Annotated in this window: 19 protein-coding genes; 11 read left to right on the top strand and 8 right to left on the bottom strand. The window is 63.7% G+C overall.

Going from position 1 to position 18859, the window contains the following annotated elements; all coding sequences use genetic code 11:
* Positions 1–140: 140 nt before the first annotated feature.
* Both CAG18_RS05920 and CAG18_RS05915 read left to right on the top strand, forming a co-directional pair.
* Positions 141–1448 carry a substrate-binding domain-containing protein gene (locus CAG18_RS05920; protein ID WP_085720576.1) on the top strand — a complete coding sequence of 436 codons (1308 nt, stop codon included), beginning with the start codon at positions 141–143 and terminating at the stop codon, positions 1446–1448.
* 292 nt (positions 1449–1740) lie between these two features.
* Positions 1741–2805 (top strand): TerC family protein, encoded by a 1065-nt coding sequence (locus CAG18_RS05915; protein WP_085720575.1) that lies wholly within the window; start codon positions 1741–1743, stop codon positions 2803–2805.
* Positions 2806–2882: 77 nt separating this feature from the next.
* Here CAG18_RS05915 and CAG18_RS05910 read toward each other — a convergent pair whose 3' ends face one another.
* Complete coding sequence (locus CAG18_RS05910; RefSeq protein ID WP_013973159.1) at positions 2883–4112, bottom strand: acyl-CoA dehydrogenase; 1230 nt, start codon at positions 4110–4112, stop codon at positions 2883–2885.
* A gap of 140 nt (positions 4113–4252) precedes the next feature.
* On the opposite strand from CAG18_RS05910, the gene CAG18_RS05905 reads away from it, so the two are divergent.
* Entirely contained in the window at positions 4253–5179 is a 927-nt protein-coding gene (locus CAG18_RS05905) for a LysR family transcriptional regulator (RefSeq protein WP_013973160.1), read from the top strand.
* Positions 5180–5350: 171 nt separating this feature from the next.
* On the top strand, positions 5351–6505 hold the full coding sequence (locus CAG18_RS05900) for a cysteine desulfurase family protein (protein WP_085720574.1): 1155 nt from the start codon (positions 5351–5353) through the stop codon (positions 6503–6505).
* Positions 6506–6512: 7 nt separating this feature from the next.
* On the opposite strand, the gene CAG18_RS05895 is transcribed toward CAG18_RS05900, so the two are convergent.
* From CAG18_RS05895 to nfsB, 3 genes are all read right to left on the bottom strand, one after another.
* A complete protein-coding gene (locus tag CAG18_RS05895; RefSeq protein ID WP_015270851.1) occupies positions 6513–6950 on the bottom strand; it encodes an RES family NAD+ phosphorylase in 438 nt (145 codons plus the stop codon).
* On the bottom strand, positions 6947–7396 hold the full coding sequence (locus tag CAG18_RS05890) for an antitoxin Xre/MbcA/ParS toxin-binding domain-containing protein (protein WP_013973163.1): 450 nt from the start codon (positions 7394–7396) through the stop codon (positions 6947–6949). The genes CAG18_RS05895 and CAG18_RS05890 overlap by 4 nt, the downstream gene beginning before the upstream one ends.
* 98 nt (positions 7397–7494) lie before the next feature.
* A complete protein-coding gene (gene nfsB, locus CAG18_RS05885) occupies positions 7495–8148 on the bottom strand; it encodes an oxygen-insensitive NAD(P)H nitroreductase (RefSeq protein ID WP_085720572.1) in 654 nt (217 codons plus the stop codon).
* 104 nt (positions 8149–8252) lie between these two features.
* Between nfsB and CAG18_RS05880 the strand changes: the two genes are divergently transcribed.
* The 3 genes from CAG18_RS05880 to CAG18_RS05870 are packed head-to-tail and all read left to right on the top strand — an operon-like array spanning position 8253 to position 10689.
* Positions 8253–9176, top strand: coding sequence for a LysR family transcriptional regulator (locus CAG18_RS05880; RefSeq protein WP_085720570.1), 924 nt, complete (start codon positions 8253–8255; stop codon positions 9174–9176).
* A 47-nt stretch (positions 9177–9223) separates the two neighbouring features.
* A complete protein-coding gene (locus CAG18_RS05875) occupies positions 9224–10054 on the top strand; it encodes an AraC family transcriptional regulator (RefSeq protein WP_015270854.1) in 831 nt (276 codons plus the stop codon).
* Positions 10055–10104: 50 nt separating this feature from the next.
* Positions 10105–10689 (top strand): LysE family translocator, encoded by a 585-nt coding sequence (locus CAG18_RS05870; protein ID WP_085720568.1) that lies wholly within the window; start codon positions 10105–10107, stop codon positions 10687–10689.
* Between the two features lie 120 nt (positions 10690–10809).
* On the opposite strand, the gene CAG18_RS05865 is transcribed toward CAG18_RS05870, so the two are convergent.
* On the bottom strand, positions 10810–12027 hold the full coding sequence (locus tag CAG18_RS05865; RefSeq protein ID WP_085720566.1) for a sugar transporter: 1218 nt from the start codon (positions 12025–12027) through the stop codon (positions 10810–10812).
* A 204-nt stretch (positions 12028–12231) separates the two neighbouring features.
* On the opposite strand from CAG18_RS05865, the gene CAG18_RS05860 reads away from it, so the two are divergent.
* Positions 12232–13551, top strand: coding sequence for a hypothetical protein (locus CAG18_RS05860; protein WP_085720690.1), 1320 nt, complete (start codon positions 12232–12234; stop codon positions 13549–13551).
* Positions 13552–13672: 121 nt separating this feature from the next.
* Here CAG18_RS05860 and calA read toward each other — a convergent pair whose 3' ends face one another.
* Positions 13673–14725, bottom strand: coding sequence for a vanillin reductase (calA, locus tag CAG18_RS05855; RefSeq protein WP_085720689.1), 1053 nt, complete (start codon positions 14723–14725; stop codon positions 13673–13675).
* 180 nt (positions 14726–14905) lie between these two features.
* Between calA and CAG18_RS05850 the strand changes: the two genes are divergently transcribed.
* Positions 14906–15811, top strand: coding sequence for an AraC family transcriptional regulator (locus tag CAG18_RS05850; protein WP_004375934.1), 906 nt, complete (start codon positions 14906–14908; stop codon positions 15809–15811).
* 244 nt (positions 15812–16055) lie between these two features.
* Here the strand turns inward: CAG18_RS05850 and CAG18_RS05845 are convergent, their stop codons facing one another.
* Positions 16056–16652, bottom strand: coding sequence for a TetR/AcrR family transcriptional regulator (locus CAG18_RS05845; RefSeq protein WP_085720565.1), 597 nt, complete (start codon positions 16650–16652; stop codon positions 16056–16058).
* A gap of 93 nt (positions 16653–16745) precedes the next feature.
* Between CAG18_RS05845 and CAG18_RS05840 the strand changes: the two genes are divergently transcribed.
* The gene (locus tag CAG18_RS05840; RefSeq protein WP_085720564.1) at positions 16746–17342 is read left to right on the top strand and encodes an NAD(P)H-dependent oxidoreductase; all 597 of its coding nucleotides are present in this window, start codon (positions 16746–16748) and stop codon (positions 17340–17342) included.
* A 1-nt stretch (position 17343) separates the two neighbouring features.
* Here CAG18_RS05840 and thpR read toward each other — a convergent pair whose 3' ends face one another.
* Complete coding sequence (gene thpR / locus CAG18_RS05835) at positions 17344–17889, bottom strand: RNA 2',3'-cyclic phosphodiesterase (RefSeq protein ID WP_015270862.1); 546 nt, start codon at positions 17887–17889, stop codon at positions 17344–17346.
* 124 nt (positions 17890–18013) lie between these two features.
* Between thpR and CAG18_RS05830 the strand changes: the two genes are divergently transcribed.
* On the top strand, positions 18014–18814 hold the full coding sequence (locus tag CAG18_RS05830; protein ID WP_015270863.1) for a hypothetical protein: 801 nt from the start codon (positions 18014–18016) through the stop codon (positions 18812–18814).
* The last annotated feature ends 45 nt before the right edge of the window (positions 18815–18859 follow it).

Genomic DNA, 18859 nt, shown 5'->3' with positions numbered 1-18859 from the left:
GCCGGCGATGGGCTGCACAGCAGCCCCATTAACGCGAACTTACAAGCATCAGGCAAAGCCCACTGCCCCATGGACTGTCACATTATCATCACGCCACTGTCGTAATCTGCCGGCCATCTCTATGCCATAGGCCTTCCGGCATGCCCCGCCTGCTTGTCTTGCTGCTCACCCTGCTACCGCTGGCGACCCTGGCCGAGCCCGCTCACCTGCGCGTGCAAGGCTCCAACACCATCGGCGCGGCCTTGCTGCCGGCGCTGGTGCAAGGGCAATTGCGCGCACAGCAAGCTACCGCCATCGAACAATACCCGGGCAAGCTGGCCAACGAGACTGTCATCACCGCTCGCGACACGCGTGGCCAGCCTTTGCGCATCGACATCGCCGCACACGGTTCCAGCACCGGCTTCGTCGCCCTGGGCCATGGCGAGGCCGATCTGGCCGCCGCGTCGCGACCTGTCAACGACAACGAAGCAAGCCAACTGCAGGCTTTGGGCGACCTGCGCGCTGCTGCCGCCGAACAAGTCATCGGCCTGGATGGCGTCGCGGTCATCGTTCACCCCGACAACCCGCTGCCACAGCTCACCACGGGGCAACTGGCACAGATCTTTGCCGGGCAGATCCAGCGTTGGGAGCAATTGGGTGTTGCCGGCGGGGCCATCCACCTGTACGCCCGTGACGACCGCTCCGGTACCTTTGAGACCTTCAAGGCCCTGGTGCTGGAACCCCAGCAAAGCGAGCTCTCGCCCAAGGCCCAACGCTTCGAGTCCAGCGACGAGCTGGCCGCGCGAGTGGGCGCCGACCGCCAGGCCATCGGCTTCAGCAGCCTGGCGGCGGTGCATGGGGCCAAGGTGCTGGCGGTTGCCGAGGGTGACGCGCCGGCCATGCTGCCGGAGCGTGCACTGGTGGCCAGCGAGGACTACCCGCTATCGCGGCGCCTGTATTTCTATCTGCCGGCCAACCCCAAGCCCCAGGCCAAGGCCCTGGCCGATTTCGCTCAGAGCCCGGCGGGCCAGGCGATCGTCGCCCAGCAGGGTTTCGTTTCGCAGCAGATCAAGGCCCAATCTGTAGCACCCCAGGCCGACATGCCGCCGCGCTATCGCACCCTGGCCCAGCAGGCACAGCGGTTGAGCGTTAACTTCCGCTTTCAGGAAGGCAGCGCCAGCCTCGACAACAAGGCCCTGCGCGATGTCCAGCGCGTTGCCGACTACCTGCGCCAAGCGGGCAAGTTGCAGCGCAAGGCGGTGCTGGTGGGCTTTGGCGACCCCAAGGAAACACCCGGTCGCGCCGCCCTACTGTCCCGCCTAAGGGCCCAGGCGGTGCGCCGCGAGCTGGCGCGCGATGGCGTGGAGGTGCTGGAGGTGACCGGGATGGGAGATGAATTGCCAGTGGCAGGGAACGAACTGGAGCAAGGGCGACTGCGCAATCGCCGGGTGGAAGTGTGGGTGCATTGATCTGAAAGCAGCACACATCCCTGTAGGAGCAGCCTTGTGCTGCGAAGAGGCCAGTATGGCCAACACATTTGTGCAAGGTTGACCGGCCTCTTCGCAGCACAAGGCTGCTCCTACAAGAAGCGTGCTTAAGTGTGTGCCGTGCTTGGCAAAGAAATGTAACAGCTCCCCATTCGGCATCACCGGCAAACGGGTCTAGGCTCAAGCCCATGTGATACCGGGCCCCTCTGACGGCTGCCAGGCCGCCATGTCGGATCACTGTTGCCATGCAACGTCGACATTCAAGGAGGGGCTCATGACAGCTCTACACACATTCCTCACCACCCCGTTCCTCGGCACCAGCACCTGGTTGTGGCTGGTGTTCATGGCCATCGTCATCGGTTTGCTGGTACTCGATCTCGGCGTGCTGCACCGCCACGACCGGGAAATCGAAATGCGCGAGAGCCTGCTGCTGTATTCGGGCTATTTCAGCGTCGGCGTGCTGTTCGGCGTCGGTGTCTGGTACCAGTTGGGCGCGCAGTCGGCGCTGGAGTTCTACACCGGGTTCCTGGTCGAACAGTCGCTGTCGATGGACAACGTGTTCGTCATGGCGATGATCTTCAGCTATTTCGCCATCCCCCGCCGCTACCAGCACCGCGTGCTGTTCTGGGGCATCCTCGGGGTGGTGTTCCTGCGGGCGATCATGATCGGCGTGGGCGCGGCGCTGGTGCAGAACTTCGCCTGGGTACTGTATATCTTCGGTGCCTTCCTGCTGTTTACCGGGGTGAAGATGGCGCTGTCGAAGGAAGATAGCCGCCCCGACCTGGCCAACAACCCGATCCTCAAGTTCGTGCGCCGGCACATGCGGGTCACCGAGCAGATCCACGGCTCGCACTTCTTCGTGCAGCAGACCCCGCCCGGGCAGCACAAGGCGCTACGCCATGCCACCCCGCTGTTCATGGCGCTGGTGCTGATCGAACTGGCCGACCTGGTGTTCGCCGTCGACAGCGTCCCGGCAATCTTCGCCATCACCCAGGACCCGTTCATCGTCTACACCTCCAACATCTTCGCCATCCTCGGCTTGCGCTCGTTGTATTTTGCGCTGGCGGCGCTGATGCACCGGTTCGTTTACCTCAAGTACGCGCTCGCGCTGGTGCTGATCTTCATTGGCTGCAAGATCTTCTACCACGGCATGGTGGGCAAGGTGCCGGCATTGCTGTCGCTGGGGGTGACGTTCGGGTTGTTGCTGGGTGGGGTGGTGGTTTCGTTGGTCAAGACGCGGGGGGGAAAGCCGGAAATCAAGAATGGTCAATCCAAGCAGCCTTCAAATGCCGATCGTACAGTCAGCGAGAAGGAGGAAGACCCGCAGATGCGGGTCTGACCATCCAGAGGAACCAGTGAGCCTTCAAGCGCGTCTTCGCGGGCAAGCCCGCGAAGAGGCCGGAACAAGCCGGTAAATCACCGCCCGCTACGCATCATCTCCGCCGGCACGTACTTGCCGATCTCATACTTGCCAATCGCCGCCCGGTGCACTTCATCTGGCCCGTCGGCCAGGCGCAAGGTGCGCTGCATGGCGTACATGTAAGCCAGCGGGAAATCGCCACTCACCCCTGCCCCCCCATGAATCTGGATCGCCCGGTCGATCACCTTCAATGCCACGTTCGGCGCCACTACCTTGATTTGCGCAATCTCGCTGCGGGCCACCTTGTTGCCGACCGTGTCCATCATGTAGGCCGCTTTCAACGTCAGCAGCCGGGCCATGTCGATCTCCATGCGCGAGTCGGCAATCTTGTCGACGTTGCCGCCCAGGCGCGCCAGTGGCCGGCCGAAGGCGGTACGCTCCACCGAGCGCTTGCACATCAGTTCCAGCGCGCGCTCGGCCATGCCGATCGAGCGCATGCAGTGGTGGATACGGCCAGGGCCAAGGCGCCCCTGGGCAATTTCGAAGCCACGGCCTTCACCCAGGATCACGTTCTCATACGGTACCCGCACATTCTCGAAGAGCACCTCGGCGTGGCCATGGGGAGCATCGTCATAGCCGAACACCGGCAGCGGGCGGACGATCTTCACCCCAGGTGCATCGGTGGGCACCAGCACCATCGAGTGCTGCTGGTGGCGTGGCCCTTCAGGGTCGGACAGGCCCATGAAGATCATTACCTTGCAGCGCGGGTCGCAAGCGCCAGAGGTCCACCACTTGCGGCCGTTGATTACCCATTGGTCACCGTCACGCACGGCGGTGGCGGCCATGTTGGTGGCATCCGAGGAAGCCACGTCCGGTTCGGTCATGGCGAACGCCGAACGGATCTCGCCACGCAGCAGCGGCTCCAGCCACTGGCGCTTCTGCGCTTCACTGCCATAGCGCACCAGCACTTCCATGTTGCCGGTGTCCGGCGCCGAGCAGTTGAACGGCTCCGGGCCGAGCAACGAACGGCCCATGATTTCCGCCAGCGGGGCGTATTCCAGGTTGCTCAGGCCGGCACCGTATTCCGATTCGGGCAGGAACAGGTTCCACAGCCCTTCAGCGCGGGCCTTGGCCTTGAGTTCTTCCATGATCGCGGTGGGCTGCCAGCGGTCACCCTCGGCGACCTGGCGCTCGAACACCGCCTCGGCGGGGTAGACATAGGCGTCCATGAACGCGCTGACGCGCTCACGCAGTGCCTGGACCTTGGGCGAATAGGCGAAATCCATCGGGGCTACCTTCACGGTTCGGAATACATGGGCCAGAGCCTAGAGCAGCATGGCCTCATCCACCTAGCCTATTTTCCGCGTGTATAAACATTCATAACCGATATATGATCGGCCAATAATTCCAACAAAGAGCGGCGCCCATGAACCTCAGCAAGGTCGACCTCAACCTGTTCATCGTGTTCGATGCGATCTACACCGAAGCCAACCTGACCCGCGCCGGGCAGATCGTCGGCATCACCCAGCCGGCAGTGTCCAACGCCCTTTCGCGGCTGCGCGAAACCTTCAATGACCCGCTGTTCGTGCGCACCGCGCAAGGCATGGTGCCAACGCCCATGGCGCAGAACATCATCGGCCCGGTGCGCAATGCCCTGGCACTGTTGCGCACCTCGGTGCAGGAAAGCCGCATCTTCAACCCACAACAGGCCAACAAGACTTTCCGCATCAGCATGACCGACCTGACCGAAGCGGTCATCCTGCCGCCGCTGTTCCAGCGCTTGCGCCGCCTGGCGCCGGCGGTGCTGATCGAAAGCTTTTTGTGCAAGCGCCGCGAGACCACCAAGGAACTTGCCGCCGGCCGCCTGGACTTCGCCATCGACGCACCGTTGAACACCGACCCGCAGGTACGCCACGTCAAACTGATGCAAGACCGCTATGTCTGCGCCCTGCGCCAGGGCCATCCGCTGGCCGACAGCAAGCTGACCCTCGACAACTACCTGGGCATGACCCACATCCATATTTCCAGCCGCCGCAACGGCTTGGGCTATGTCGACCTGGCCCTGGGCAAGATGGGCGTACAGCGCAAGGTTGCCTTGCGCTCGCAGCATTACCTTATGGCCTCGCAGGTGTTGCAGCAGACCGACATGGCGATGACCGTCCCCGAGCGCTTCGCCCGCCGCCATCAGCTGCGTTACCAGCCACTGCCGGTCGAGGTGCCTGCGCTGGAAACGCACCTGTACTGGCATGAAAGCACCGATCAGGACCCGGCCAACCGCTGGATGCGCGAGCAGATCACCGAGTTGTGCGAACGTGTGGTGGCCGAGGAAGAGAGGGCCTTGGAACCAGCCTGAACAGAATGGCGGGATGCGGAGAAAAAAATTCCAAGAAAAACTCGATAGATAGAAATTTTTCTTGATCATTTCCAGAATAGAGCCGCTGGAAGTGAAAAATATCTCCGAAGTAGCGGGTACGCTTGCTCCAACGATTGCCGATTTCACGGCGACAGACACGGACCCGCCCTCATGCCCAGCGCCCCGCTCTATTTCGATTACGCCGCCACCACTCCGGTCGACGACCGGGTCATCGAAACCATGCTCGCCTGCCTTGGCAGCCAGGGCAACTTCGGCAACCCGGCGTCCAGTGGCCATGCCTTCGGCCAGGCAGCCCGCCACGCCGTGGAGCAGGCCCGTCAGCAAGTGGCCGAACGCGTCGGCGCACAGGCCGATGCACTGGTCTGGACCTCAGGTGCGACCGAGTCCAACAACCTGGCGCTCAAGGGCATTGCCCAGGGCCTCGGCCAGCCCGGGCACCTGATCACCAGCCAACTGGAACACAAGGCCGTGCTCGATACGGTGGCCGAACTGGAGCGCCAGGGTTGGGCCGTGACCCGCCTGGCACCGGATGCCGCCGGCCTGATTCAGCCTGCGGCGGTGCAGGCAGCGTTGCGCGCCGACACCCGCCTGGTATCGCTGATGGCGGTGAACAATGAACTGGGCACGATCACCGACTTTGCCGCGATTGGTGAACAGGTACGTGCCCACGGTGCCCTGCTGCACGTGGATGCGGCGCAGGCGGTGGGCAAACTGGCCATCGACCTGAACGCCATGGCCGTGGACCTGATGTCGTTCTCGGCGCACAAGGTGTATGGGCCCAAGGGCATCGGTGCGCTCTACGTGGGGCCACGCGCCCGCACGCTGATGCGTGCGCAGATGCACGGCGGCGGCCATGAGCAAGGCCTGCGTTCCGGCACCCTGGCGACCCACCAGATTGCCGGCATGGGCAGCGCCTTTGCCCTGGCCGGCCAGCCCGGCGACAGCGAACACCTGCGCCTCGAACAACTGGCCAGGCGCCTGCGTGAAGGCCTGCTGGCCCTGCCCGGCGTCACCCTCAACGGCTGCGCCAAACAACGCATTCCCCATACGCTGAACCTGTGTATCGACAGCAAGGGCTTCAACAGCGCGGCGCTGGCCAGCGAGCTGGCGTTGTCGACCACCTCGGCCTGCAATTCGGCGAGCAATGCAGCCTCGCATGTGCTGCTCGCGTTGGGGCTGGATGAACGCCAGGCACGTAACAGCGTGCGCCTGAGCATCGGGCGTTTCAGCAACGAGGCCGAAGTGGACAAGGCCCTCGAAGTGTTTGGCCAGGTGCTGACAGCGGCGTCAGCGGCACTTTGGTGAAACTTCCCTAAAACAGCCGACTGTCCGGGGTGAAGTCCTCGACCTCGAGCCTGGCGCTGTTTGCCTGCGGATGGCGCGGGTTGAACAGGTAATTGGTGGTGCTGGGCATGATCGCGCTCGGCACCGGCAGCAGCAACGCCGAACACTCATCCAGAAAACGGTTGCCCAGGCCCCGGGTCAGTTCGGTCTGGCTCGACCAGCCAGGCTGCAAGGCGGGCAACTGCGCTTGCGAAACGGTGTCGGGCAACTCGATACGCAGCAGCCGCATGGTGGTGGGGAAATCCTCAGGGTCGATCTCCAGGTGCACCAGCACCTCCAGCATTGCCCCGGCCGGGCTGGTGGCGGCATATACCACTGGCCGGCCCGCCTGGTGCCAGCGGCCGCTGACACGCAAGCCGCCCGTTCCGCTCAAGTCTGCATAGGCGCTGATACGCCACAGAATCACAGGCCGAAGCCCTCGGCGATCTGCAGCAACATCTCCTCGACCTGGGTGGTGCCCTGCTGGGTGGTGAGCATCTGCATCGGCGTCAGCCCCGAGAAGCGCTCCTTGGGCTTGGACAGCCAGCGTTTTGCCTTGCCCGCTTCACCGAACACGGCTTCGGCCATGGCGGTGATATGGGCCGAGCGGAACAGCCGGTCGCTTTCTTCCACGGTCAACGGCTGGTCACGTTCGATGCGGGTTTTCAGCGTGCGCAGGGGAATGATCTGGTCACGCTCCACAGGGGTGAACACGCCGAGTTCGGTCAGTTTCACCAGCCAGGTGGCAGCGAAGCCATGGGTGATACGGGTGTGGATTTCGAAGTCACTGGCGAGTTCGGGGATTTCCAGCAGTGCATGCAGGCGCGCCCGGTACTCGTGGTAACCATTGTCGCGAAGCACTTCGGCAAGCATGGCGCTCTCCTTTCCGGCGTTTGCCGACAAGTATGCGGCATATGCCGTATTTTGCAAGCCGACCGGAAAGACGGGGCCGCAGAGCGGCCCCGGCAAACTCACAGGAAGGTGAACACCTGCGAAGCCGGCAACCGCGACTTGTTCAGCCCGGCATTGAAGTCCGCCTCGCTGCGATAGCCCAGGCTGAGAATGACCACGCTGGTGAACCCACGCTCACGCAAGCCCAGCTCGGCATCAAGAATCTTGCTGTCGAAGCCTTCGATCGGGGTGGCATCCAGCCCATGTGCCGCAGCCCCCAGCAAGGCAGTACCCAACGCCAGGTAGGTCTGCTTTTCCATCCAGTGCTGCAGGTCCTTCTGATCGAAGCGGTGCAGGTCGACGTAATGCCGGCGGCTCTGGTTCTGCCCGGCACGCGCCTGCTCATCGCGGAAGCGACCATCGGCGGCTTCCTGGTGGAGCACGGCATCCAGGTGCGCTTCGGTCATCTCGGTTCGGGTGCAGAACACGATCACATGCGAGGCATCGAGGATCTTCGGCGAATTGTAGGCATAGCGCTCTGTGGTGCTCTTGGCCAGGCGAGCCTTGCCTTCGGCGCTGTCGGCAACGATGAAATGCCACGGCTGCGAGTTGACCGAAGACGGGCTGTGGCGCAGTTGTTCGAGCAAGGCATCGACAGTCGCCTGGGGAATGCGGCGCGAGGCATCGTAGGCTTTGGTGGTGTAGCGGCGCTTGGCCAGAGAGACGGTATCCATGCAACAACTCCGGGAATGAACAGAGGATTTGCCGGGCATCTTATCTTTCCTGCAGAAAAGAAAAACCGGCACAATGCAGCAACACTTTCATCCCTGGAGTGAAAATGCTGCGCATCACCGACCTCGAACTGTTCGTCCGCAGCAGCGTGCTGGGCAGCTTCACCGCCGCCGCCCATGAGGCCGAACTGCTGCCGGGGCAGGTGGCCGCCGCGATCAAGCGCCTGGAGCGCGACCTGGATGTGCGCCTGTTCGCCCGCACTACCCGCAGCCTGCGCCTGACCGCCGAAGGCGAGTTGTACCTGCCGACTGCCCTGAATGTGCTGGAGAGCCTGCGCCAGGGGCGTGAAGACCTGCATGGCAACGCCAACACCCTGCGCGGTACTCTGCAGGTTTCGGCACCGTCCGACCTGGGCCGCAACATGTTGCTGCCGTGGCTGAGCGCCTTCCGCCGCGAGCACCCGGCCCTGCACCTTCGCTTCTTCCTGTCTGACCAGATTGCCGACCTCAACCGCGACCCGGTAGATGTGGCGATCCGCTACGGCCTCAACCAGGACGCCAACTACATTGCCCTGCCGCTGGCAGACTGGAACCGCCGGGTGCTGGTGGCGGCGCCCGACTACCTGGCCCGTCACGGCCGCCCCCTCACGCCCGACGCCCTGCAGCAGCATGCCTGCCTGCTGTATATGCAGCACAACCGGGTCTACGACAAGTGGCGGGTGGGCAACCGCACCGTGCAGGTGCGTGGGCCGCTGGTCAGCGACGATGCCGACGTGATCCGCCGCCTGGCCTTGCAGGGCGAAGGCATCGTCTACAAGTCGTGGCTGGACGTAAGCGCCAACATCGCGGCCGGCGAACTGGAAATCATCCTACCCGAGCACTTTGGTGAACCCGCCCCGGTCACCCTGGTGTGCCCGCACCGAAAGCAGCTCACGCCCGCAGTGGCGCAACTGCATCTGTGGCTGCGCGAACGCTTCGAGGCCTTGCGCAACCGGGCGCTGGCCAACGGCTGCACAATCGTTCCAGACTGAGCCTGGCCGTTGCGCTAAGGTAGCGATTTCTGCCACGGCACGCCCCCATGAGCAACTGGATCGACCTCAAGCAAGACGCCGACACCGGCATCGAGTCGGTCCGCGCGCATTTCGTCGGGCATGCCTACGACCCGCACTGGCACGACAGCTTCCTGGTTGGCGTTACCGAGCAGGGCGTGCAGCAATTCGATTGCCGGCGAGTGCGCCATCGCAGCACGCCGGGGAACGTATTCCTGCTGGAGCCCGGTGAAATCCATAACGGCCATGCGCCCACCGAGGACGGCTTCACCTATTCGACCCTGTACCTGGAACCCACCTGGGTGGACAGCCAACTGCGGGCACTTTTCGAACACGCGCCGGGCGACAGCCTGCCCAGCTTCGCCGATACCTTGTGCCACGATGAGCGCCTGGCGCGTGCCACTGCCCTCGCCTTCCAGGCCGTGCATACCCAGGACTTGCGCATTGTACGGCAGACGGCCATGGACGACCTGCTGGCCTGCCTGACCCGCCACCTGCACTGGCGCCGGCGCCTGAACCCGGACCCGCGCCTGCCGCTGACCGCGCAGCGCGCGCGGGATTACCTGCACGCCAACCTGGAGCGCGACATCGGCCTGGAAGACCTGGCCCAAGCCTGTGGCATCGACCGCTTCCGCCTCACCCGCGCATTCAAGGCCGCATTCGGCCTGGCGCCGCATGCCTATCTGATCCAGCTGCGCCTGGCCCGGGCGCGGCGCCTGCTCGCCCAGGGCCAGACTCCCACCGAAGTGGCCATGGCCCTGGGCTTTGCCGACCAGAGCCACCTGGGGCGCTGGTTCCGCCGTGCCTACCAGCTGACCCCGGCCGACTACCGCAGGCGCTGCTCAAACCTTCCAGACTGAAAGGCGGCGGGCAGCGAGCATGGTGCTTCGTTTATCCGGAGCCCTTGATCATGTCGCAGTCGTTGTTGCCCTTCATCCTGTTTGCGTTGGTATCCAGCATCAGCCCCGGGCCGACCAACCTGTTGATTCTTGCCCATGGGGCACGCTTTGGCCTGTGCGCGAGCCTGGCGCAGGTCGTTGCGGCCTGCGGTGCCGCAGCGGCGATCGTGCTGATGGTGGGCCTGGGGCTGGGTGAACTGCTGCTGCGCCACCCGCTGGCCCAGCAGTTGATGAGCTGGACCGGGGTTTTGTGGTTGAGCTGGCTGGCGTGGAAGATGCTGCGCAGTGCCGCCGCCCCGCTGCAGGCGACCACGGCGCAAGGCTTCAGCGCACTCAGCGCAGCCTCGTTGCAGGTGGTCAACCCCAAGGTGTGGTTGATGGCCGTCGCGGTGGTCGGGGTGTTTGCCTCGCCGTCGTTGCCGGTATGGCAGCTGGCGCTGGTGTTCTGGCTGATTGCCCTGCCATGCATGGCGGCGTGGGCGCTGCTGGGGGTGGGCAGCGCGCGATGGTTGCAGGCACCGCGGCGGTTGCGGGTGTTCAACCAGGTATTGGCGGGGGTGCTGTTGATTTCTGCATGGGCTGCCGTACTGGCTTGAGCCCGCTATTGCCAGTACCGGCCTCTTCGCGGGCACGCCCGCTCCCACAGGTACTGCATCGCGCCTGAAGTTGATGCAGTACCTGTGGGAGCGGGCGTGCCCGCGAAAAAAACAGCACGGTCATTCAGGAATGCCCTGCCCCCCGCCCAGCACCTCGCGGAACTGCCGGGTGCTGGCCACAGCCAGCAGCAACCCGGCCACTGCCACGCTACCGCCCACCAGGCCGATATCCGCCACATCCAGCTGGCTGCTGACGATACTGCCCAGCAACGCGCCACCGCCAATACCGATGTTGTAGATACCCGAGAACAGCGCCATGGCCACATCGGTGGCATCGGACGCCAGTTTCAGGGTCTTGGATTGCAGCGACAGGCTGAAGCTGAGGATCGCCACACCCCAGAACATGCTCAACGCGGCGAAAACATAGAAGTTGCCCGACAGCGGCAACAGCAGCAACAGGCACGCCGCCAGCAGGCCGATCGAACCTACCAGGAAGCCATGCGGGAAGCGGTCGCTGTAACGGCTGAACAGCACCGAGCCGAACACCCCGGCGCCGCCGAACAGCAGCAGCAATAGCGTGGTGCGCTCTCCGCCTATCTGCGCCACGTGCAGGGCAAACGGTTCGATGTAGCTGTAGGCAGTGAACTGCGCGGTAATCACCAGCGTCACCAGCACATAGGTGATCACCAGCGCCGGGCGCTTGAACAGTATCGGCAGGCTGCGCAGCGAGCCCGAGTTCTGGCTGGGCAGCAGCGGCAACGACTTCATCAGGCACAGCATGGTCGCCAGCGCCACTCCGGCAATGCTCAGGAAGGTGATGCGCCAGCCCAGCGCTTCACCCACTACGCGGCCCAGCGGGATACCCAGGACCATGGCCAGGGTGGTGCCAGTGGCCAAAAGGCCCAGCGCCTTGGCCTGCTGCCCGGGCGGCGCCACGCGCACCGCCAGGGAAGCCGTGATGGCCCAGAACACCGCATGCGCCAGGGCTATACCGATACGGCTGACCAGCAACATGGCAAAGCTCTGTGACATCCACGACAGCAAGTGGCTGACGATGAACACCAGGAACACGAACAGCAACAGCCGCCGCCGCTCGATGTTGCGCGTCAGCAGCATCATCGGCAGCGAGGCCAGCGCCACTACCCAGGCGTAGATGGTCAGCATCAGGCCGACTTGCGCGGTGCTCATGTCGAAGCTGCGGCCAATGTCGCTGAGCAGCGCCACCGGGACGAACTCGGTGGTGTTGAAGATGAAGGCCGCCAGGGCCAGGGCAATGACGCTCAGCCAGCTGCCGCTACCCGCCGTGGGTGGCATGTTGGTGGGTATGGGTCCATTCATGGGTACAAACCGCTTCTCCGCAGGCAAGGCAACAGGACGCACGTCAGCCACCCACTTGCCGGGGTGTCGACGCACGCTTTGTTATTGGAAGGAATGCCCGGCATGGTACGCGTCAAGCCGGGGGCTCACAACCGCGAGGCGGGCAGAAGGAGTAACATGCGCGCTTTGTGCGAACGCGTATGCAACAAGGAGCCCGATCCGCTCATGGACCAGCAGCACTCCCAGCAGCAACAGTGGCAGCAGGCGGTCACCGCCTATGCCCAGGCCGTCAACGACTATGTCGCGCAGGGCCGCGCGCAAGGCTGGGATGACCTCGAAGAGCCCCTGCCGCAGGCCACCGAGCATTTGCTCGATGCCTGGCTGCAGGCCCTGCAAGCAGCCAACCGGCCCGGCGTCGAAGCCTTTGAGCAGCAAGCCTTCCGCGAAGCCTGGCCGCCCGCCCACCACCCCTTGCTGCCGCTGATCAAGGAGCACGGGCAAGGTATCGGCAACGTCCTGCTGCTGGAGGATGGCAGCCTGCTGGCACGTATCGGCATGCCGCATGACAAAGGCCAGGTGGTGCGCATCGACCCTCTCGGGGTGACCCCGGTGATCGGCGTCGATCACTTCGGCCGCTGCCCGGCCCGCCGCTATTTCGCCCTGGCCAATGCCGAGGGCATACGCGTGACCGATGGCTGGGGCGGCCCGCAGGTGCTGCGCCTGGCCTGGCCCACGGGGTTGGAGGGGTTGCCGCCGGGTTACCCGTTCGAGCCCTTCGACCTGCCGCCCACGCCGACCACGCTGATCCCCTTCCCGGATGGCCAGCGGGTGCTGCTGGTGAGCGCCGAGGGTATCTTCCTGCTGACCCGCCAAGGCGCGACCCGCCTGCTGCCGCACCAGGCGCGGGTGCTCGACGAACTGGACGAAGGCACCGACCCGGACGACATCAGCCTGGGGCTGAGCATGGAGCACGGTGCGGTATCGGCGGATGGTCGGTTGATCGTGGTTGGCGAGCAAGGCAGCCGCCACCTGGTGCTGGATGACCAGCTCCGGCCCGTGGCGGCCATCGGCCCGGCCAGCGAGTATCCGCACTTTGCGCTGTTCAATCGTGCAGGTGACCAGTTGATAGTCAATGCCTGCCATTTCTATAGCGGTGCCACGCTGGCCGTCAGGGTGGCCGACTTGCCGGGGCTGGATACCGACTACTACAGCCAGGACCCGCGTACCCCGCTGGTACAGGATGGCGCACGGGTGTATGCCGGCGTGGCGCGCGAGGGCGAATATATCGTGGGGGATGCCTATGGTTACCTGCGGGCATTTGGCGAAGATGGCACGGAGCATTGGCAGCATTACCTGGGGTCGACCATCAGTGCGCTGGATATCAGTGCCAACGGGCGTACGCTGGTAGCGGCGAGCCATGCCGGGTTCGTTTCGGTGATTGCCCTGGACAACGGGCGGCCAGCCTGGCAGATCGGTACCGGAGCGCATGGCGAGGTACGGCGGTGGTTGTTCTGGAAAGGCTGGGACAGGGCATTGGCCTGGTAACAGTTGCAGCATCTTCATTGCCTGTACCGGCATTTTCGCGGGCTCGCCCGCTCCCACAGGTACTGCACAGATTTCGAAAGCTGTGATTTACCTGTGGGAGCAGGCCGGGGCAGGCAACCAATCAGTTATGCAAAGTCGCCATATCGATCACGAACCGGTACTTCACATCCCCGGCAATCATTCGCTCATACGCCTGGTTGATGTTGCGGATATCCAGCAACTCGATATCACAACGAATCGCGTGCTCGGCGCAGAAATCCAGCACTTCCTGTGTCTCGGCAATACCACCGATCAACGACCCCGCCAGCACCCGGCGCTTCATCACCAGATTGGCCGCATGAACCGCCGGGTCGATTGGCTCGATCAGGCCGACCAGGATGTGCACGCCATCGAATTTCAGGGTTTCCAGGTACGGGTTGAGGTCGTGCTGCACCGGGATGGTGTCGAGCAGGAAGTCGAAACGGCCTGCTGCTGCTCGCATCTGCTCGGCATCAGTGGACACGATCACATGGTCGGCACCCTGGCGGCGGGCTTCGTCGGCCTTGGCCTGGGAACGGGTGAACAAGGTCACTTCGGCGCCCAGCGCCTTGGCCAGCTTGATGGCCATGTGGCCCAGGCCGCCCATGCCGAGGATGCCGATCTTGTGACCAGGGCCGACGCCGTAGTGCTTGAGTGGCGAATAGGTTGTGATGCCGGCGCAGAGGATTGGCGCGGCGCTGGGCAGGTCCATGCCGGCCGGGATGCGCACCACGAAGTGCTCGCTGACCACGATGCTGCTGGAGTAACCGCCCATGGTGTTGCTACCGTCGACTCGGTCCGGGGTGGCATAGGTCATGGTCGGGCCTTCCAGGCAATATTGCTCCAGGTCCTTGGCACAAGCTTCGCAGTGTCGGCACGAGTCGACCATGCAGCCAACGCCGACCAGGTCGCCGACCTTGTGCGTGGTCACTTTGTCGCCCACGGCGGTGACGCGGCCGATGATCTCGTGGCCAGGCATCAGCGGGTACACGGCAATGCCCCATTCGTTGCGCGCCTGGTGGATGTCGGAGTGGCATACGCCGCAGTAAAGGATGTCGATGGCGACGTCGTCAGGGCGCGGGCTGCGACGCTCGAAGGTCATGGGAGCCAGAGGGCTGGTGGGGGTCTGGGCGGCGTAACCGATGGCGGTATACATGCAGGGCCTCGCTATGAAGTGAAACGATTCAGGCTGCACATTCTGCGCGCCATGCGTCGCTTCGCCCACGACTGATTCTCCGGTATCGATGCCTGATTCTCCGAAGATGCCATGCAGCATCTGGCGCCGAGCGTTCATTCTGCGATGATCAAACTGTCTGATTCTCTGCCCAGGTCCATCATGCAACTGACCCGCCACGTCGACGCCAATGCGCCGCTTTGCACACTGATCCGCAGCCTTGCCACGCGCCCGGGCTTCGTGCCCACGCACCTGCCCCAGGTGCAGGTGCTGAGCTGGGACCACTATGTGGCCAGCAGCCCGCAGATCTACGAACCCAGCCTGATGATCCTGGCCCAGGGCAGCAAGCTGGCGCGCCTGGGGCCGCGTACCCTGGAATATGGCGCCGGGCATTATCTGGTGCAGGCATTGTCGGTGCCGTTCATGTGCGAAACCTTTGCCACCCCCGAAGCACCGTTGCTGGGCGTGGCGGTGGACATCGACCGCGGCGTGCTGGGTGAACTGGTGCAAAGCATGGCCCTGGCGCCGGATGCCGCGGTGCAGGCGCAAACCCCGCATTCAATGACCTCGGCTGCACTCGATGCGCCGATGCGCGAATGCGTGGAACGGCTGCTGCGCTGCCTGCAGGACCCGGTGGACGCCAAGGTGCTGGGCCCGGCGCGGGTACGCGAGGTGCTGTACACCGCCTTGCGCGGCCCACAAGCGGGCGTGTTGCGGGCGCTGGTGGAGCAACAAGGGCACTTCGCCCGCATCGGCGCCGCCCTTGCCCACCTGCGCGAACACTACACCGAGCCGCTGAGCGTTGAAGCGCTGGCCGCACGCGCCAACATGAGCGTTTCGACCTTCCACGAGCACTTCAAGCGCTGCACCGACATGGCGCCGATGCAGTACCTCAAGCGCCTGCGGCTGCTGAAGGCGCAGCAGATGCTGATCGGCGAAGGCCTGGGGGTGGCGCAGACCGCGCACCGGGTGGGGTACCAGAGCACCTCGCAGTTCAGCCGCGAGTACAAGCGCCAGTTCGCCCGCAGCCCGGGGGATGAATTGCCGTACCAGAGCCTGCCGGTGTAATCGCCTGCCCTGGCCCCATCGCCGGCAAGCCGGCTCTCATGGAACAACACATGACTTATTGGTTCAGCAAGGCTGCTCCTACAAAGGACGCGGCAAACGAGCGATAGTTGTTCTCTGCGCGACAGCGCAGCCCAAAAGGGCTGGGCAATCTCCCGCAGATACTGCACAAGGCTTGAGGTCGATGCAGTCGAGGTGGTGGCTTGCCGGCGATGGGCTGCAGAGCAGCCGCGGCACTCTCAAGGCTTCATTGCCGCTCGACCATCGCCACTATTGCTGCCTGCAATTCGGCCTTGGCCTGCCCCACCTCCAGTTCCCCCGCAGCAGCCGCCTGCGACAAGGCATCCGCCGCCCCCACCAGCAAGCGCATGCCCGCCACCCCGATGTTGCCACTGGGCGAAAACCTGGCCAACGCCTCACGGCATTTGTCCAGAAACGGCTGTTCATAGGCCCGCTTCAGCGCTTCCATTTCCGGCGAGCCGGCCAATGCCGCCGACACTCCGGGTATCTCCAGCCCCTGGCTCATCACACAGTCCACATACGCCTCGGCAATCACCCCGGCGCGGCTGGCCAGGCTAGCGTCACAACGCGCCAGCGCCTGCTCCAGCATCCGCGACTGCCGTGCATCGTATTGCTGGTACAGCGCCACCAACAACCCGGTCCGGGTCTCGAAATGGTCATAGACCACCGGCTTGGTCACCCCCGCCTGCTCGGCCAAACGCCCCAGGCTCAAGGCATCGGTGCCCTCCTCCCGTACCAGCTGCCAGGCCACATCGAGCAACTGCAGACGGCGCTCTTCGCGGCTCAGTCGCTTGCGCGAGCGGCCTTGATCATCGCTTGACATCGCTTACCTACCAAAAGTAACTTACTAAACGTAACTTACCTTGAGTATATAGCGCTCTGGGTAACCCTGCATCCCAATCTTGGAGAGCCCACCATGCATGCCCTGATCGTCGTCGGTCATCACGACCCGCAATCCCTCACCCATGCCCTGGCCCGACAGATCGCCGCCGGCCTGGCCAACGCCGGCCACGGCAGCGAAATCGCCGACCTGGCCAGTGAAGGTTTCGACCCGCGCTTCGGCCTGGCCGACCATGCGGTGCACCGCAGGCTGGCAGCCCCGCCGGCGGATGTACTCAGGGAGCAGGCGCGTATTGAACGCGCCGATGCGCTGGTGCTGGTCTACCCCATCTACTGGTGGTCGCTGCCGGCCTTGCTCAAAGGCTGGGTCGAGCGGGTGTTCAGCAATGGCTGGGCCTTCGATTATGAAGGGGGCATCACCGTCAAGAAGTTGCGCGGCATGAAGGTGCACCTGGTCGGTGTCGCCGGTGCCGACAGCGGCACTTTCGAACGTCACGGCTATGGCGAGGCGATGCGCGTGCAGATCGAGCACGGCATCTTCGAATACTGCGGCGCCGAGGTGCTCAGCTCCACCCTGCTGGACGACAGCGAAGGCGCAGCCCCGGCACTGCACCTGCACACTGCACGCACGCTGGGCGAGCAGATGTTCGCAGACTGCGAGGCCATGGCCTGAATCAGCCTGAAAGCGGCCATTGCGCCAATGGCCAGTAAGCGCCCTTGCGCGACTCGTACAGTGTGAAATGGCGGGCGGCGAGGTAGAAATCCGGCGCGCTGCTGGCCTCTGGCGGCTGGCCGCGGTAATCCCTGGCCAGCGTCAGGTGCGGGCGATACTCGCGGTCGGCCGCTTCCACCCCCAACGGCAGCAGCGCCTGCTGCAAGCTGTACACCAGTTGCAACAGGGCCGGTGGGGTCTGCTGCGCCTCCAGCACCAGTGCACTGGCCCGCTGCCACACCTGCAGGCGGTCCAGCAACAACCGTGGTGCCGTGGCCGGTAGCGCCAGCTGGTCGACCACCGCGCAAATAGCAGGCACATGGGCGGTATCCACATCGCCGAGAAACAGCAGTGTCACATGGAAGTTGGCGGCCGGCACCGGCTTGCCGCTGCGCAGGTTCAGGCCACGTCGCCACTGGGCCAGGGCGCGGCGCTGGGCATCGCTGACCGGCAAGGCGAAGAACAGGCGCTTGAATGGTTTTTCGATACGTCCGCTGACCGGTGTCATCGTGCCGCTCCTCAAGATGGCAAAGCACGTACTGATGCGTTGGGAAACCCGCAGGTCTGTCAGTTTCGCGGGCAGGCACCCAAACCATACGCTGAGGCCTCAATTCAATCACATAGATACGGCCATGAAACAGCAACAGCAAACACGGAATACCCAGCCTGCCATGCAAGCGAAACTGAAGTGGGGCAACCAGCGTGAGCGCGAGTTCACGACTGATGTCATAGATACAGATGTCAGTAATGGCAACCGCTCATTTTTCGCCATTCAGTACACGGAGGGATCAGATACCGCTTATAGCTATATATTCCTGAATATCCCGGAACGTTACCTGGTGGCGGGCGCATCCCTCAAGATCGGTGCAGGCGAGAAAGCCGAGATCAACGCCTATTTCGGTTCGACTTCGATTGGTCGCTCAGGTTGGGCGACCGGGGGCTCAATCGATATTACCGAGATGGATGAGGCTTCCAAGGCATTTGCCGCAACGTTCCACTACACCATTGAACACACCATGGGCATGGTCGAGATCGTGGATGGCTCGTTGTCCTTGTCACTGGCCGACGATGCAAGGACCAACGGCACCGGCCAGGTCACCGCCAACCTCGACCCCGCCATTTTCCCCTCGCTGGGTAACCTTGACGCTCAAACCATCGAATCCAAGATACTTCAGGACGGCCGCATCCAACTCATCGCCAGACAGCAAGTGGACAACGCAATCCAAGGCATCATGATGCTGTTCAGTGAACAACATGCACGCCTGTTCTTCTCGATTGGCGGTATGCACTATCTCTTGAGCGGGGGCCGCCTGCAGCATGAGTGGAACGTGGATAAAAAGACCCTGACCGCCGACTTTACTGATTATGTAGTCAGTTACCAAGGCAGGGACCATCGCATCACGGATGGCCGCATCGAGGTCACTCTGGCCTGATGCATCGCCATGCAGACCTTGGTACAGCGGTGACGCTTGTACCAA

It is taken from the genome of Pseudomonas sp. B22(2017), assembly GCF_002113105.1.
GTDB lineage: Bacteria > Pseudomonadota > Gammaproteobacteria > Pseudomonadales > Pseudomonadaceae > Aquipseudomonas > Aquipseudomonas asiatica.
This window is presented reverse-complemented; position numbering and strand designations above follow the sequence as displayed.